Annotated in this window: 12 protein-coding genes; 6 read left to right on the top strand and 6 right to left on the bottom strand. The window is 44.6% G+C overall.

Annotation, left to right across the window (positions count from 1 at the left end; genetic code table 11):
- Positions 1-157: 157 nt before the first annotated feature.
- From pgi to M0413_RS14825, 4 genes are all read right to left on the bottom strand, one after another.
- Positions 158-1,795, bottom strand: a complete 1,638-nt coding sequence (gene pgi / locus M0413_RS14840; RefSeq protein ID WP_249554777.1) for a glucose-6-phosphate isomerase — start codon at positions 1,793-1,795, stop codon at positions 158-160.
- Positions 1,796-1,815: 20 nt separating this feature from the next.
- Positions 1,816-2,772 (bottom strand): transaldolase, encoded by a 957-nt coding sequence (tal, locus tag M0413_RS14835; RefSeq protein ID WP_047536880.1) that lies wholly within the window; start codon positions 2,770-2,772, stop codon positions 1,816-1,818.
- A 248-nt stretch (positions 2,773-3,020) separates the two neighbouring features.
- Positions 3,021-4,133: an OmpA family protein gene (locus M0413_RS14830; RefSeq protein ID WP_249554775.1), complete on the bottom strand. Its 1,113-nt coding sequence runs from the start codon at positions 4,131-4,133 to the stop codon at positions 3,021-3,023.
- A gap of 239 nt (positions 4,134-4,372) precedes the next feature.
- On the bottom strand, positions 4,373-6,739 hold the full coding sequence (locus M0413_RS14825) for a phosphoketolase family protein (protein WP_172589581.1): 2,367 nt from the start codon (positions 6,737-6,739) through the stop codon (positions 4,373-4,375).
- Positions 6,740-7,169: 430 nt separating this feature from the next.
- Here M0413_RS14825 and M0413_RS14820 point away from each other — a divergent pair, with 430 nt between their 5' ends.
- Both M0413_RS14820 and yaaA read left to right on the top strand, forming a co-directional pair.
- Positions 7,170-8,636 (top strand): alanine/glycine:cation symporter family protein, encoded by a 1,467-nt coding sequence (locus tag M0413_RS14820; RefSeq protein ID WP_249554773.1) that lies wholly within the window; start codon positions 7,170-7,172, stop codon positions 8,634-8,636.
- Between the two features lie 108 nt (positions 8,637-8,744).
- The gene (yaaA, locus tag M0413_RS14815; protein WP_249554771.1) at positions 8,745-9,518 is read left to right on the top strand and encodes a peroxide stress protein YaaA; all 774 of its coding nucleotides are present in this window, start codon (positions 8,745-8,747) and stop codon (positions 9,516-9,518) included.
- Between the two features lie 101 nt (positions 9,519-9,619).
- Here yaaA and M0413_RS14810 read toward each other — a convergent pair whose 3' ends face one another.
- Positions 9,620-11,026, bottom strand: coding sequence for a M28 family metallopeptidase (locus tag M0413_RS14810; protein ID WP_133182182.1), 1,407 nt, complete (start codon positions 11,024-11,026; stop codon positions 9,620-9,622).
- Between the two features lie 135 nt (positions 11,027-11,161).
- Here M0413_RS14810 and M0413_RS14805 point away from each other — a divergent pair, with 135 nt between their 5' ends.
- The gene (locus tag M0413_RS14805; RefSeq protein WP_006084975.1) at positions 11,162-11,458 is read left to right on the top strand and encodes an ArsR/SmtB family transcription factor; all 297 of its coding nucleotides are present in this window, start codon (positions 11,162-11,164) and stop codon (positions 11,456-11,458) included.
- A 61-nt stretch (positions 11,459-11,519) separates the two neighbouring features.
- On the opposite strand, the gene rpsT is transcribed toward M0413_RS14805, so the two are convergent.
- A complete protein-coding gene (gene rpsT / locus M0413_RS14800; RefSeq protein ID WP_037421209.1) occupies positions 11,520-11,786 on the bottom strand; it encodes a 30S ribosomal protein S20 in 267 nt (88 codons plus the stop codon).
- Between the two features lie 252 nt (positions 11,787-12,038).
- Here rpsT and murJ point away from each other — a divergent pair, with 252 nt between their 5' ends.
- The 3 genes from murJ (at position 12,039) to ileS (ending at position 17,454) form a co-directional block, all read left to right on the top strand.
- The gene (gene murJ, locus M0413_RS14795; RefSeq protein WP_037421205.1) at positions 12,039-13,598 is read left to right on the top strand and encodes a murein biosynthesis integral membrane protein MurJ; all 1,560 of its coding nucleotides are present in this window, start codon (positions 12,039-12,041) and stop codon (positions 13,596-13,598) included.
- A gap of 65 nt (positions 13,599-13,663) precedes the next feature.
- A complete protein-coding gene (gene ribF, locus M0413_RS14790; RefSeq protein ID WP_055648482.1) occupies positions 13,664-14,599 on the top strand; it encodes a bifunctional riboflavin kinase/FAD synthetase in 936 nt (311 codons plus the stop codon).
- Positions 14,600-14,631: 32 nt separating this feature from the next.
- On the top strand, positions 14,632-17,454 hold the full coding sequence (ileS, locus tag M0413_RS14785) for an isoleucine--tRNA ligase (RefSeq protein ID WP_249554768.1): 2,823 nt from the start codon (positions 14,632-14,634) through the stop codon (positions 17,452-17,454).
- The last annotated feature ends 7 nt before the right edge of the window (positions 17,455-17,461 follow it).

Below are 17,461 nucleotides of genomic sequence, written 5' to 3'. Positions count from 1 at the left end.
GCATCAAGAGAAAGTAGAGCGGCAAGAGCAGGGTCAACTTGCTCTTGAATAAAGGCCCCCTTTTAGGGGGTTAAAACAAAGCCACCTTCTTCAGAAGGTGGATTCTTTACTAATGAGATACAATAAAAAAGCCAGCAATTGCTGGCTTTTTGTTCGATCAGATTTTGCCCCGTCGATAAAGATTGATTAGGCCATTGCTTGAGGCATCTAACGCAGTCGCTTCTTGATCTGCACCTATACGGGCGAGGACGTCGTTACCTAAGGTTTTGCCAAGCTCAACACCCCATTGGTCGAAGGAGTTGATGTCCCAAATGGCGCCTTGGACAAAGGTTCTGTGCTCATAGAGCGCAATCAGTGCGCCTAAGGTTTCTGGAGTCAGCTTATCCATTAACAGAGTGTTGCTTGGCTTATTGCCCGGCATGACTTTGTGTTTGGCGATAAGTAACTTTTCTTCATCACTCAAGTTGCTCTTGCTCAATTCAGCCAGCGCTTCATCTAAGGTACGGCCTTGCATGAGTGCTTGAGTTTGTCCAAAGCAGTTAGAGGCTAACTGATCATGGTGTTCACCGATAGGGTTATGGCTTTGCAGCGGCATAATGAAATCAGCAGGAATTAATGCAGTACCTTGATGCAGCAACTGATGGTAAGCGTGTTGACCGTTTGTGCCTTCGCCGCCCCAAATCACAGGACCTGTGCTGTAATCCACATGCGTACCATTGAGCGTGACTGATTTACCGTTACTTTCCATATCCAGTTGTTGGAAGTAGGCAGGAAGTCCACGCAGATAATGATCGTAGGTCAATACCACATGGCTTTGAGCATTAAAGAAATTGCCATACCACAGTGAGAATAGTCCCATGATGACGGGCATATTTTCCGCTAAAGGCGCAGTGGCAAAATGGGTATCCATTTGGTGCGCGCCCTTTAATAGGGAGCGGAAGTTATCCATGCCGATGAGTAAAGCGATGGGTAAACCAATGGCTGACCACAGAGAATAGCGACCTCCAACCCAGTCCCACATTGGGAAGATATTAGCGGCATCAATACCAAACTCAGTTGCTTTTGCCACGTTAGAGGTCACGGCAACAAAGTGTTTTGCCACATCTGACTGTGAACCACCTTTAGCTAAGAACCACGCTTTGGCTGTTAAGGTGTTGGTCAGCGTCTCTTGTGTACTAAAAGACTTAGACGACATGATAAACAGGGTGGTTTCAGGATCGAGCAGCTTGAGTTTTTCACTGATCGAGGTGCCATCGACGTTTGCAACAAAATGGCAATTGAGACCTGTTATCCAGTATGGACGTAAGGCTTGGGAAACAATTTTTGGGCCAAGGAACGAACCACCGATACCGATACTGACAATATCGGTAATGGCTTTGCCTGTGTAGCCTTTCCACTGTCCTGAGGTGACTGAAGTGACAAACTGCTGCATCTTGTTCAGCGTTTGCTGTACTTCAGGAACGATATCTTGACCTTCGGCAATGATGGATTGGTCCGCGGTACTGCGTAGTGCGGTATGCAAAACGGCACGTTTTTCGGTGGTGTTAATGATATCACCGGCAAACATCGCCTTGATTTTAGCGTCAAGCTTGGCTTCTTGCGCCAGTGTCAGCAGCAAGTTGAGAGTCTCAGGTGTTGCTCTATTTTTTGAATAATCTAAAAATAAGCCACAGGTAGAAAGCGACATGTTGCTAAAGCGTGCAGGATCGCCTGCAAAGAGTTCTCGCATATGCGGGATCTGCTGGATATGGGCTGCTAACGCCTTCCAGGTTGTGCTTTGGGTCAAGATAGTCATCGAATCGTCTCCGAAGATACTTAGTTTGCCAGTTTAGCCTTGAGCATGACTTCGAGTTTGCCTTGGTCGATGGCGAAGTTACGGATGCCTTCTGCTAGCTTGTCAACGGCCATAGGATCTTGGTTAAAGTCCCAGCGGAATTGCGCTTCGGTTAAAGGTTCACCCGCAGCAACTGTAGTGCTGGCAGGAATGAGTTTAGGTTGAATAGCGACTTGAGAGTTTGCTAGCTCTTCGAGTAATGAAGGACCAATAGTCAGGCGGTCACAACCCGCTAATTCGATGATTTCACCAATATTACGGAAACTTGCCCCCATGACTACCGTGTTATAGCCATGCTGCTTGTAGTAGTTGTAAATTTCGGTTACAGAAACGACACCAGGATCATTTACTGCGTCATAGTCTTTACCTGTGTCTTTTTTGTACCAGTCGAGGATGCGGCCAACGAATGGAGAAATTAAGTACACGCCAGCTTCAGCACAGGCACGTGCTTGAGCGAAGCTAAATAATAGGGTTAAGTTACAGTTGATGCCTTGTTGCTCTAACTCTTTGGCGGCACAAATGCCTTCCCAAGTTGAGGCTAATTTGATCAAAATGCGAGATTTATCTATTCCTGCTTCTTGATATAGACGAACAAGCTTATGCGCTTTTGCAATGGATTTTTCTTTATCGAAGGATAAGCGGGCATCCACTTCGGTTGAAATTCGGCCTGGAACCAGTTTCAGAATTTCCACGCCAATATTCACTGCAAGTTTATCGCTGGCATCATCAATCTGTTGCTCAATATCAGCACTTTGTAATTTAGCCCATGCAATAGCATTGTCGATTAGAGCGCTATACTCAGGGATTTGAGCGGCTTTTAGAATGAGTGATGGGTTAGTGGTTGCGTCTTCTGGTTGATAGCGCTTAATTGCTTCAATATCGCCAGTATCGGCCACAATAGTAGTGTATGACTTGAGTTGCTCTAATGTATTTGCCATGAAAAACATCCTTCTCAGATAGCGGTCAAAACTCAGAAATGAACTGATGACTATTAGAAGCGATTTTGCCAACTTTTCCAACCATCAATGTAAAAAAATTACAAAAATGGTAAAACTACATCGTTTCTTGCTGAACATAGTGGTGAGTGCCACTTAATCAGTCTTAGCGCCATCAGGTTAGATAGTGTAGATGCCTTAAAAACAAAAAGTCGCTGCAAGCAGCGACTTTTTTATTCTTAACAGTGCAATTACTTCAGAACAGGTTGTTTTTCAGTAGTTGTCACGATGGCTTCGATGCGGCGGTTAGCTGCATGGGCTTCTTTTGAGTCACCAGCGACGATTGGTTTAGTCACACCGTAGCCATTAGAAGTTACGCGGCTTTGGCTGATACCATACTTTTCAACAAGAATTTTAGCGACAGCATCTGCACGCTTGTCTGACAGCACCATGTTGTATTCTGGTTTACCTACGTTAGAAGCGTGACCCGCGATTTCAACAGTGAATTCTGGGTTCTTGTTCAGGTAGTTAGCCAGTCTTTCGATGTCTTTGTAGTACTCTTTCTTCACTACTGCAGAATCGTTAGCAAACTGGATAGAACCTACATCTTCTTGCTTTTTAACGTTTTCATAGATAGTACAGCCAACAGAGTCAACTTTGTGAGTTGCAGGCGTTGCTGGGCACTGATCTTTATCGTCGTATACACCATCGTTGTCTGAGTCAACTGGTGCTGCTGCAACAACGGCGGCAGCTACAGGAGCCACTGCTGCTGGAGTACCAAAACGGTAGCTTAATTCTAAGCCCCAATAGTTGCTGTCAGCTTCGATTGTGTTGAAGTCTGTGTCGTCTAAGTTTTCATAACGGCGGTATTTAGCTTGTAACTTCAGATTATCGGTGAAGTTATAACCAACACCTGCGCCAAAGTAAGGCGCAAAATCGTTAGAGCTGTATGAGCTTGAAGTTGTGCCAGTATGTTGGCTGTTTTCTAAGGTGTAGTACATTGCACCCGCTTCTGCAGATAGGCTCCAACGGTTACCTAGTGGCCATACACCGACTAAGCCCAGAGTTGCACCTTTAACATCTGCATCATTGCTAATGCCACCATTAGTCCAATCTGCACTACCTAGATCACGATAGCCGATTTCTGCACCAAAGTAGTCATTAAACATATAGCCTGCGAAAATATCCCATGCGTATGGGTTATCATCGCCGTTATCAGTTGCAATGTGTTCATAGTTATTAACGCCTAAACCTGCACCAACATACCAAGGAGTTAACTCTTGAGATGCACTGGCAGCAAGTGGAAGCATTGATGTAAGTAAAACTACTTTTAATGTATTCTTCATCATTTTTTCTAAGTCCATTGTTTATGATTCTCCACCAATATGCTTTGCGGGTTTTAAGCAAAACATTGCTAGCACTTAGTGTGGGGATCCTTTGGTATTGTAGCCAGCGGTTAATTATCACTGCATTTGTTAAAATTTTCCAGTGCTTAGTCTGAAGTTTTTTTATGGGACTCCATCTTGTAATTAACTTGAGATGTTAAAAAGGCATCCTTTCGGATGCCTTTAAATTGTATTTATTTTGTTAATTTAATTAACTGCTAGCGAGTCCAAACCCAATTTTCGATTTCAGTTGGGTCAACACCATGTGCTTTAATATAGTTACGGTGATCAACAAGTCTTTGCAACATATCTGTTGTGATTGAAACGTGTTTAGTCTCATCAATGACGCCTTGTTGGAATAGTTTATAAGCCATATCAATAACAAGGTGGTAGCGAGAAGTTCCATTACGCACACCCATATCAAATGGTGTAGTTGTTGAGCCTTCTTCTTCATAACCTTTAATTCTAAAACGGCGGCTTCCTTTGTAATCAAAAATTAACTTTTTGATTGTATTTGGATAACCGTGATAGTTAAATACTACTCCTTTATCTTGAGTAAATATTTCATCCATCATCCATGGTTTTTCTTTAAATTTACGGCTACCTAAACCATCACTGCTTAATTCGGTGACGCTCACAAAACGGATTCTGACTCGAGGCAGCATTTCCCGAATGATCACTAAAGAGGCCATACATTCTTGAGTGACATAATCACCACAGCCAGCAAGGACGATATCTGGATTTTCATCTGAAGCAAAATCCCACACCATGACACCATCTTTGGCTTGTTTACGTGCTTCATCTAGGCTTAGCCATTGTGGCAGCTCTTTTTTACCTGCGACTAGGATGTTCAGTTTGTCACGATCCGCAAAAGCACGTTCGGTATACACTAAGGTGCTGTTTGCATCAGCTGGTAAATAAGCAGAGATAATCTTTGGATGTTTTTCTAACATCGCACCTAGGAACGATGGGTTTTGATGCGAGTAACCGTTGTGATCCTGACGCTCTAATAATGAAGAAAGTACTACGTTGCATGCTGGTAAAGGTTTACGGAAATGCACCCCTTGACTGGCATAAACATACTTACAATATTGGTCGGCCATGGATGAAACTACTTGCGAGAATGACTCGTAGGTTGGGAACATGCCATGACGACCTGTCACTGTGTAGCCATGTAACATACCAAATAGTAAGTTCTCAGAAAGGAGCTCTAGTACACGGCCATCGCGAGACATATCTTCATCCCAGCTTTCAATTGGCCATTGCCATGCACGGTCGGTTTCTTCAAATACCGCTTGCAGTTGGTTTGAATAGGTTTCATCAGGGCTGAAAATGCGTAAATTGCGTTGATCACGGTTCAGTTTGAATGCGTCACGCATCCATTCACCCATTTTCAGCATGGAGTAACCGCGGTGTCCGCGTGGTACTTCTGGACCGTAACTGAGTTTTTCTAGATCTGGATTGGATAAAGCTCTAACAACTTCACCACCATAAGTGAGATGTTGGCGACCACAAGCTAAGTGTTTTGGTGGGATCAATGAGCTAATATCCGCATCAAAAATCAGTTCACCTTGAGCATTGATTTGATAGAGCTCTTGGAACTGGTAGCTAGCTAACCAGTTATCCAATGCGGCTAGATGGCCTTTATCGGTCGCGCATTTGTTAACAATCACTTGGTGTGATTCGCAGTTGCCTTCTAACTTCTTACCATTATATTCGCTTACGCCTGTCCAACCTTTGGCTGTGCGCATTAAAATCACTGGCCAGCGAGGTTTTACAATATCTTCGCCTTTACGTGCTCGGGCTTGGATATCATTAATCATGCTATAAGCGGTATCCATGGCGGTTGACATTTGAACGTAGATATCTTCTTCCGCTTCGCTGTCCACAATAATGGGGTGGTAGCCAAGACCGCGGAATTCAAGATCTAATTCTTCATGGCTCATTCGTCCCATACGGGTTGGGCCAGAGATTTTATAGCCGTTAATATGGACGATAGGTAGCACTGCGCCGTTGGTGGCGGGAGATACCAATCGGTTTGCATACCAAGATGCGGCTAATGGGCCTGTTTCTGATTCTCCATCACCTATTAATACTGTCGCGATAAGATCGGGGTTATCAAGCACTGCGCCCCAGCCAACGGATAATGAATAACCTAATTCTCCACCTTCCAGAATTTGTCCTGGTGCTTCAGGATTAGCATGTGAAGGATAACCGTATGCTGCTGAGAACTTTTTACAAATATCCTCAATGCCCGTTTCATTATAAGGAATTGTTTCTGGATAGTAGTGGCTTAGAGAGCCTTCAATGAATAAGTTAGCTTGTACGGCAGGGAAGCCGTGTCCTGGACCAACTAAGTAAATAAAGGGACGATTGTGTTTTACAATGAGTCGGTTAACGTTCGCGTAGACAAAGTTGATACCTGGACAGGTTCCCCAGTGACCGAGCAAGCGAGGCTTAATGTCCGAGTGCGCTAGTGGGCGCTTATGAAGTACGTTTTGCTTTAAGTAAATCTGGGAGGTGGCTAGGAAGTTAGTGGCTCTTACGTATTTTTTAAGAGCATTTATCTCATGTGTTGTCGTCATATTAAGCCTCACTAGAGCAGACGGAAGTAAATAATGTTTTCTTGGAGTTACTATATTTGTAATTTTATTACAAAAATGTGCCCTGCATCCAAATTTTAAAACTTGTGTTTGTCGTTAACGCATGTGAATGAAGTTTGTTAAATTGTTAATTTAATATTAACAGTGACTTATCTAAGCTTTATGATCGTGAGCTTGTAGCTATTTAACAATGAAAACCTAGGCTTGATCACATGAGTAATTTCGAATACTGTGCTATTTTGCTGCGTTGAATTCGGTAGCCGTGATGTTGTAAATTCACGGAAGGATAATTTGAAAGAATAAATCTACCGATATTCTTACCTTTATTTGGAAGGATTCATTCACCACAAATGTTGCACCTCGCTAAGTATAGGTGGGGGAGGGCATTTGCTACGGGAAGAAGTAAAATAATATGTTAGAAACGATTGTAAACTTTTTGAACGCACTGCTCTGGGGCAAATTGCTCGTTTACGGACTGGTGGGTGCGGGGCTCTATTTCACCTTACGACTTGTATTTATTCAACTTACTCACTTCAAACACTCTCTAAAAGTTATGACCATGAGCCGCCAAGGCTGTGAAAGTGGTTTGTCTTCATTCCAAGTATTCTGTACTAGTATGGCGGCCCGTGTAGGTGCTGGAAACATGGCGGGGGTAGCGGTGGCCATTGGCTCCGCCGGACCTGGTGCTGTCTTTTGGATGTGGTTAATTGCCATGTTGGGTATGGCAACGGCTATGGTAGAGTCCACTCTTGCGCAGGTTTATAAGGTGCGTGATACCAACGGCCAATTCCGGGGTGGCCCTTCTTATTATATGGAGAAGGGACTTGGGCAGAGATGGATGGGGGTGTTGTTCGCTTTCTTCCTGATCATCGCCTTTGGTTTGGTGTTTAACGCGGTGCAAGCCAATACCATTACGGGGGCGATGGAGCGCGTGTTTGGCTTCGATCCGACCTATGTCGGTATCGGCTTAGTGTTAGCCAGTGGTTTTGTTATCGTCGGCGGCTTACGTAAAGTTGCGCGAGTATCTGAGTTTATCGTGCCAATTATGGCTTTGGCTTATATTCTGATCGCTTTCATTATTGTGTTGTTCAATTTAGAGCAATTACCCGCAGTTATTAGCCTGATTGTAAAAAGTGCTTTCGGTTGGCAAGAGGCAGCAGCAGGTGGCGTTGCTTATACAGTCGCTCAGGCGATGCAAGCAGGTATTGCCCGTGGTTTGTTCTCAAATGAGGCGGGGATGGGCAGCGCAGCAAACGTGGCGGCGAGTGCCTCACCTAATCCTAATCATCCAGCATCTCAGGGCTTTGTGCAGATGATAGGAGTTTTTGTTGATACTATTGTTATTTGTACCGCAACTGCTGCCATTATCTTGTTGTCTGGTGACATAGGTTCTAGTGATGATGGTATTCGTCTTACTATTAATGCGATGTCGAATCATGTTGGTGATTGGGGTGGTGCCTTTATTGCGATAGCGATTTTTCTATTCTGCTTTACCTCAATCATTGCTAATTATTCATACGCCGAAACCAATGTGATGTTCTTAACGGGTAACAGTACTAAGGCGTTACCGCTATTTCGCTTGTGCGTATTAGGCATGGTGATGTTTGGTGCCGTAGCCAAAATCAGCTTAGTGTGGAACTTAGCCGATGTGTCAATGGGGCTAATGGCTACCGTCAATATCGTCGCATTGTTGCTGTTATCTGGCTTGGCGATACGGGTTATCAACGATTACAGTGAACAATTAAAGAGCGGCAAAATGCCTGAGTTTGACCGCAGTAAGTTCCCCGAATTGATGGAACAACTTGATGATGGCATTTGGCAGGACAATAGTGCCAATGAGTTGGCTAAATCGCGTACTGAATCTGCGGTTAGTCGCTAAGCTCAAGTTCACTGATTAGCGCTATCGGAAAAACCACGTCATCCGTACGTGGTTTTTTTATGCTTGTTCAGTATCATAGTGGCGTATTTTATTTGTTGGAGCGTGTTAATGTTGATTTTGGTTTCACCGGCGAAAACCCTAGATTTTGAGCAACCTCCCTTGACTCAAACCCATACTCGGCCCGATTTTTTAGCTTATAGCCAAGAGCTCATTCAAGTTTGCCAACGGTTAACTCCCAGTGACATAGCAACATTAATGAAGGTCAGCGATAACATTGCGGGCTTAAATGCGGCACGTTTTGGCGAGTGGACACCCGATTACAGCATTGATAATGCTAAGCAAGCTATTTTCGCTTTTAGAGGCGATGTTTACACAGGTTTTGATGCTGATACCCTGACACCTGAACAGCTTGAACGTAGTCAGTCGCAGTTGCGCATTTTATCTGGGCTATATGGGTTACTGCGGCCATTGGATTTAATTTTACCTTATCGCTTAGAAATGGGGACGGCCCTTGCCAATCCTAAAGGTAAGAATCTTTACGATTTTTGGGGCAACACTCTCACCGAAGCGGTCAATAATGCCGTCGCTGCGCAGGGGGATGAGATCATTATCAACCTTGCATCCAATGAATATTTTAAGGCGATAAAGCCAAAGCAATTAGCAGGAAAATTAATCACTCCTGTTTTTAAAGATTTTAAAAATGGTCAATACAAAGTCATTAGTTTCTTTGCGAAAAAAGCGCGGGGAATGATGGCAAGATATATTATTGAGCAGCAAGTGAGTTCGATTGATGAATTAAAAGCATTTGATGTGGCAGGTTATTACTACAGTGAAGAATTGAGTAAACCGAATGAGCCAACATTCTTACGTGAAGCGCAATAACGTATTACTGCTTAAATAAAAAGAGCTGCTTAGGCTTAATGCCAGTCAGTTAAGCTGACTGGCATTTTTCTTCTTATGGGTGAATGATTTACTTATGAGGCTTATTTCGATTCAGTGCTAATGGGGGTTAACACTAAATTCGAGTTTGCCATAATATAAGCAAATTGAGCATATGCCGCCACATTTTGTGCCAGAGCCTTAGGATCAATTTTATCTAAGGTATCGTTAGGTGTGTGGTGATAATCGAAGTAATCGTGGCCATCCTGTCTTAATGATGCAACAGGTACGCCTAATGCGGGTAGCATAGAGACATCAGGCCCACCAGATGCTTGGTTATTGCCGAGGGCAACACCGTTGTATGTCATTGGTTTAATGCTCTCTTGAACTTGGGCGAAAACGTTGTCACTTACCTTAGTGTCGATTTGATAAATGGGGCCTGCGCCAAAGTCCGATTCGGCAGCAATATAATGCAGAGGTAGCTCGGCTTTGTGTGCTTCAGCATAAGCCTTACCCCCCACTAAGCCAATTTCTTCAGCTGCATATAGTACTACTCGCACCGTACGAGCGGGCTTTTGTGGAAGATCTTGAATATGTTTTGCTGCCGCTGTCACAATCGCAACGCCAGCGCCATCATCAATTGCACCTGTACCTTCATCCCATGAATCTAAATGGGCACCAATCAGCACGATTTCGTTAGGCTTACTACTGCCAGTGACTTCTGCAATAACGTTGTAAGAGGTATTCGTACCTAAATCCTTCGGTGACATATGCAGCTCGAGCACCGCATTCGGATCGCGTTTTAACATGGCATCGACTAAGTCTGCATCGGGATTAGACATCGCCGCAGCAGGGATTTTAGTCACACCATCTTGATAACGCATCACGCCTGTGTGTGCCATGCGGTCATGGTCGGTGCCTATTGAGCGAATGACGATTGCTACGGCTCCCTTTTGTGCTGCTGCGACTGCGCCCTTCGAGCGGCCGCCGACACTTTTACCGTAACCTTCACCAGTTATATGACGCTCCGTTTTTTGATCGATAAAGGCAATTTTACCTTTTACATCATCAGGGTTGGCTTGTTGTAATGCTTCTAGGCTATCAAAGCGAGCTATTCTAGCCCTAATGCCCGTTACTGGCGTTGCAATGCTGCCACCCAATGCAGTAATCACCAAAGGTTGCTCTACCGGAGAGATAATCTTGGCTTTGGCTTCTCCACGTTCCCAAATAGGAACCTGTACTGGCTCTTTATAAACCTTATCAAACCCGAGGCTGGTTAATTTATTCATTGCCCAGTTCACGGCAATAATGTCTTTTGGACTACCAGCAAGGCGCGGTCCTACTTCTACCGTAAGAGATTCGACAATGTCATATCCAATCGAAGAGGCTAAAGCGGTTTGTTGTAATTGAGAAGGGATATCTGTTTTGACTGGTGTTTCGATATGAGTTTGGCAAGCGCTCAAACCACTAATAAAAAGGCCTGTTATCAACGTTGTTTGGTAGGGTTTCATAGGTTTCCTTTGTTTTTATTAAGCATGTCCCACTTTTGAAAACAATCTAGCAAAAAGTGTGCTTTATGTCCCGACTATATCTGTAAGGCAACGCTATATTAGCGCAGGGGTTAGTTTTAGGAGAAAATGTGCGTAATGAATATTGAATTAATGCAGGAGCGAGCCGATCATGCCGTGGTGCTATTAAAGGCACTCGCAAACGAACGCCGTTTATTTATCCTTTGTTATTTACTGAATGAAGGAGAAATGTGCGTTGGCGAAATGAATAAAAAATTAGGCTTAAGTCAATCGGCACTATCACAACACCTTGCTTGGTTACGCAAAGATAATTTAGTAACCACACGCAAAGAAGCGCAGACCGTATTTTATTCACTGAAGAGTGATGAAGTGCGTGAGATGATCCATTTACTAAACAATATTTATTGTCATTAATGGTTTTCAGCAGATATAAAAAAACCGGCAATTGCCGGTTTTTTTTTATTTACTAAGATAATTAAGCAACAAGCGCTTTGATCTTAGCGTTCAAACGAGCCTTATGACGAGCAGCTTTATTCTTGTGAATAAGGCCTTTAGTCGCCATACGGTCAACGATTGGTTGTGCAGCAGCGAAAGCTTCGGTTGCTGTTTTGTGATCACCAGCTTTGATAGCTGCGATAACTTTTTTAACGTATGTACGTAACATTGAGCGACGGCTGGCGTTATGCTGACGACGCTTTTCAGATTGAAGCGCGCGCTTCTTTGCAGACTTGCTATTAGCCAAGGTGCAACTCCTAAAAACTGGATTTGATACTTTTAAAGGCCGAGGAATATGCCTGCATTTAGTCACTTTGTCAATGACTATGATTGAATAATCATCATAAAGATAAATTAATTCAACCTGCCTTGGCTATCTTCAACCCAACTCGTGTAATATGTGGCGCAATTCTAGCAGCTATTACCGCAGTGTGACAGAGCCTGAGTCGATTTTTTGAGATGAATCACCTAATCCATTCGATATAGGTCTGGGGGACGTTTGAGTAAAAAATTATTGAAGTCAGGCATGATTGTTAGTGCTATGACATTGATTTCCCGTGTTTTAGGTTTGGTTAGAGATGTTGTCGTTGCCAATTTAATGGGTGCAGGGACAAGCGCTGATGTTTTTTTCTTCGCGAATAAAATTCCTAACTTTTTACGTCGATTATTCGCCGAGGGCGCCTTTGCACAGGCATTTGTTCCTGTACTGACCGAATATCAAGAAAAGCATACCTCGGACGAAACTCGCGAGTTACTCAGTAAGGTGGCGGGGACCTTAGGGCTCTTAGTGACGATTGTCACGCTTGTCGGTGTGATTGCATCTCCTGTGTTGTCAGCCTTATTTGGTGGCGGCTGGTTTATGGCCTGGCTGAATAACGAACCTGATGGTGCTAAGTTTGAGTTAGCAACGGTCGTACTAAAAATCACTTTTCCTTATCTGTGGTTTATCACCTTTACTGCTTTAGCGGGCTCAATCTTAAATACTCGAGGACGCTTTGCTGTATCGGCTTTTACGCCAGTGTTTCTAAATGTGGCCATTATTGCGGCGGCAATGTTTTTCGCTCCAACGTCTTCTCAGCCCGAAATTACCTTGGGATGGGGAGTATTTTGCGGTGGTTTAATTCAGTTTTTATTCCAAATTCCGTTTCTGCTCCGAGAGAAAGCGTTAGTAAAACCTTCGTGGGGTTGGCAACATCCCGGGGTTGTGAAGATTAGAACTTTGATGATCCCTGCATTGTTTGGGGTTTCTGTCTCACAAATCAACTTGTTATTTGATACCTTTATCGCCAGCTTCTTGATGACTGGTTCTATTAGTTGGCTCTATTATTCAGACCGATTATTAGAGTTTCCACTTGGTTTATTTGGTATTGCTATTGCAACCGTGATTTTACCCGCGTTATCGCGAAATCATGTGAATGCAGAAGGAGATGGCTTTGGTAACACCATGGATTGGGGAATTAAAGCGATTTTATTACTCGGTTTGCCTGCGATGATGGGGTTGATAGTGCTCGCACAGCCTATGTTAATGGTACTGTTTATGCGCGGCGCCTTTACTATCAATGATGTGCAAATGGCCTCTTACAGTTTGATGGCTTACGGAAGCGGTTTACTGAGTTTTATGTTAATCAAAGTTTTAGCGCCAGGATATTATTCTCGCCAGGATACTAAAACCCCCGTACGCTATGGCATCATCGCTATGATCACCAATATGGGCTTTAACTTAATATTTGCAATCCCATTTGGTTATGTGGGTTTGGCGATTGCTACATCCATGTCAGCCTTGCTTAATGCCACATTACTTTATCGCGGCCTGCATAAAGCAGGGGTTTATCGTATTACCAAACCAACTATGGTGTTTTTCCTTAAAGCCGTGGTCTCTACGGCATTGATGGTGGTAGTCTTGTACTATTTATTACCCACGCAATCTCAATGGGTAGAATGGCATTTAGCTTTACGTGCTAAGGCTTTGATTGGCTTGATTGCTGTTGGTGCTATGACGTATTTACTTGGCTTATTGGCGTTAGGAATTCGTCCTTGGTCAATGAAACGGGGAGTTTGATTGCTGATTCTTATCGTTAGCTGTTATATAATCAGCCGATTTGCGCTTGGCAGTTGTCTAAAGTTATGGAATTAATCCGCGGTATACATAACATTTTGTCATCTCACCATGGCTGTGTGCTGACGATAGGTAATTTTGATGGCGTGCATCGCGGCCATGCACAGGTGATTGCTAATTTGGTGCAAAAGGCCAAACAGCTTTCATTACCTCCGACAGTGATGACATTTGAACCTCAACCACAGGAGTTATTCCGTGGTGAGAATGCGCCCGCGCGTCTGAGCTTATTGCGGGACAAAATCATCCTGCTCGATGAGTTAGGCGTTGAACGGTTAGTGTGTGTTAACTTCAACCGTGCCTTTGCAGATCAACCAGCGGAGCATTTCATCGAAGAACTGCTGGTGCGCAAGCTCGGGGTTAAATACCTCGTCGTTGGCGATGACTTTTGCTTCGGTCAAGGCCGAAAAGGCAATTTCGAAATGCTGATGCAGGCGGGAGTTCGTTATGGCTTTACCGTGGTCAGCACCCAGAGTTTTATGGTGGGCTCGCAACGTGTGAGCTCGACCGCGGTAAGAGAACAATTGGCTAAAGGAAACCTGGAGCAGGCGAGACGCCTACTCGGTCACCCCTTTACCTTAAGCGGCCGTGTGGCCCATGGCCAAAAAATTGGCCGAACCATAGGTTTTCCCACCGCCAATATCGCCCTCAAGCGCAATGTGGTGCCAGTGCGCGGGGTGTTTGCGGTGAAACTCTATTGGGAAGATAGCGATATTTATGAAGGGGTTGCCAACATTGGTTTCCGCCCGACCGTAAATGGTCAAGTTTGTCAGCTTGAGGTGCATCTTTTTGATTTTGAAGGTGACATTTATGGCAAGCATGTTGAGGTTGAGTTAGTGGCAAAACTTCGCGATGAACAACCTTTTGATTCATTGGATGCACTAAAACAACAAATTTTGAATGATGCAAATGAGGCCAGAGCTTTATTTGGTAACGATGCAGGCTGATATTTATCAGTTTAATTAACGGTATAGGATCAATGAGCGACTATAAATTTACTTTGAATTTGCCGGAAACTGAGTTTCCGATGCGTGGTAATTTGGCAAATCGCGAGCCAGAGATGTTAGAGCGCTGGACGAAAGACGGTCTGTATCAGCAGATCCGTGATAGCCGAATTGGCCGCACACCTTTTATTTTGCATGACGGCCCACCGTATGCGAACGGCAGCATTCATATTGGTCACTCAGTCAACAAAATTCTTAAGGACATTATTGTTAAGTCAAAAACCATGTCTGGTTTTGACGCGCCTTATGTGCCAGGTTGGGATTGCCACGGTCTGCCAATTGAACTGAAAGTTGAGCAAAAAGTCGGTAAGCCTGGTCAAAAAATTTCTGCTGCCGAATTCCGTGAAGAATGCCGTAAATATGCTGCCGAGCAAGTCGATGGCCAACGCGAAGATTTTATTCGTTTAGGCGTGTTAGGCGATTGGCAAAAACCTTATCTAACAATGGATTTTGCCACCGAAGCCAATATTGTTCGCTCTTTATCAAAAGTGATTGAAAACGGTCACTTACATAAAGGTGTTAAACCTGTTCACTGGTGTACAGACTGTGGTTCTGCCCTTGCTGAAGCCGAAGTGGAATATGAGGATAAAACCTCTCCCGCTATCGATGTGGCCTTTACTGCAACTGACAGCAAAGCCGTTGCCGCTCAGTTTGGTGTAAGCGATTACTCACATCCAGTCGCTATGGTGATTTGGACAACCACACCTTGGACGCTGCCAGCGAACCGTGCGTTATCTATCAGCCCTGAGCTTGATTACAGCTTGGTTGAATTTGTCAAAGAGGGCGCGACTCACGCGGTTATTCTGGCCGACGTGTTAGTTGAAGCTTGTATGACGCGTTACGGCGCCGAGAGCCATAGCGTGTTAGGTAAAGTTAAAGGCGCAGTACTCGAACTGGTTCGCTTTAAGCATCCATTCTTAGCCTTTGACGTACCTGCAATTTTAGGTGACCACGTGACGACTGACGCGGGTACGGGTGTGGTTCATACTGCGCCGGGTCATGGTCAAGACGACTTCGTGGTAGGTCAAAAATACGGTTTAGAAGTGGCAAACCCAGTTGGCGATAACGGTGTTTACAAGCCAGAGACTGAGTTCTTTGCTGGCCAACACGTATTTAAAGCAAACGACAATGTGGTTGCTCTGCTGAAAGAAAAAGGCGCGCTATTACACCATGTTGCGTACCGTCACAGCTATCCACACTGCTGGCGCCATAAGACACCCATTATCTTCCGCGCAACGCCACAATGGTTTATCTCTATGGATAACCACAACCTGCGCAAGCAAGCATTAAGCGAAATTGAGCAGACTCAGTGGATCCCTGACTGGGGCCAAAGCCGCATCGAGAAGATGGTTGAGAATCGCCCAGATTGGTGTATCTCCCGTCAACGTACTTGGGGAGTACCAATTACATTATTCGTACACCGCGAAACTGAAGAGCTGCACCCTGACAGCGTGTCATTAATGGCACGTGTGGCCAATCGTATTGAGCAAGAAGGCATTCAAGCTTGGTGGGATCTCGATGCCGCCGAATTACTGGGGGAAGAAGCTGAACAATACCGTAAAGTGACCGATACCTTAGACGTATGGTACGACTCGGGTTCAACCTTTGCTTCAGTGGTAGGCGCGCGTCCTGAGTTTCATGGTCATGGTGTCGATTTATACCTTGAAGGTAGCGACCAACACCGTGGTTGGTTTATGTCGTCATTGATGATTTCTACCGCGATGACTGGTAAAGCACCTTACAAGCAAGTGCTTACCCACGGCTTTACCGTTGATGGTAAAGGTCGCAAGATGTCGAAATCTATTGGTAACGTGATTGCGCCGCAGCAAGTGACTAACAAACTAGGTGCGGACATTTTGCGCCTATGGGTTGCAGCAACCGACTACAGCGGTGAAATGACAGTATCGGATGAAATCTTGAACCGTAGCGCCGATGCTTATCGCCGTATTCGTAACACCGCTCGTTTCTTACTGGCGAACCTTAATGGCTTCGATCCTGCTAATGAATTAGTGACAGTAGAAGATATGGTGGCGTTAGATCGTTGGGCTGTGCGCCGCGCGGCCGCTCTTCAGCAAGAAATTATCGAAGCTTACGAGCAATATAACTTCCATATTGTGACGCAAAAGCTGATGCAGTTTTGCTCGGTTGAGCTAGGTAGCTTCTACTTAGACATCATTAAAGACCGCCAATATACCGCTAAGCAAGAGGGCCATGCCCGCCGTAGCTGTCAATCGGCATTGTTCCATATCGCCGAAGCTATGGTGCGTTGGATTGCGCCAATCCTGAGCTTTACTGCCGATGAAGTGTGGCAATTACTGCCAGGTCAACGTGATGCTTACGTGTTTACCCAAGAATGGTATCAAGGTCTGCAATCTATCACTTTAGATACTGATTTAAGCGATGCGTACTGGGAAAATCTGCTGACTGTACGTAACGAGGTCAACAAGGTCATCGAGCAAGCGCGCCGTGATAAACGTATTGGTGGCTCCTTAGAAGCCGAAGTCACACTGTTTGCTGATGCGGCGTTAACTGAACAGTTAACGCATATTGGTGATGAGCTGCGTTTCGTCCTGTTAACTTCAGAAGCCAAAGTATTGCCATTGGCAGATGCGACAAGCGATGCCGTTGAAACTGAGCTGGCTTCATTGAAGTTAGTGGTAAATGCAACAACAGCAGAAAAATGCGAACGTTGTTGGCACCACAGGGAAGAAGTGGGCACGATTGAGGCTCACCCAACGCTGTGCCATCGCTGCGTAACCAATATTGAAGGTGACGGCGAAGTTCGTCTGTTTGCGTAAAGGATCT

The sequence above is a fragment of the Shewanella sp. 8A genome (assembly GCF_023475945.1).
GTDB lineage: Bacteria > Pseudomonadota > Gammaproteobacteria > Enterobacterales > Shewanellaceae > Shewanella > Shewanella xiamenensis.
This window is presented reverse-complemented; position numbering and strand designations above follow the sequence as displayed.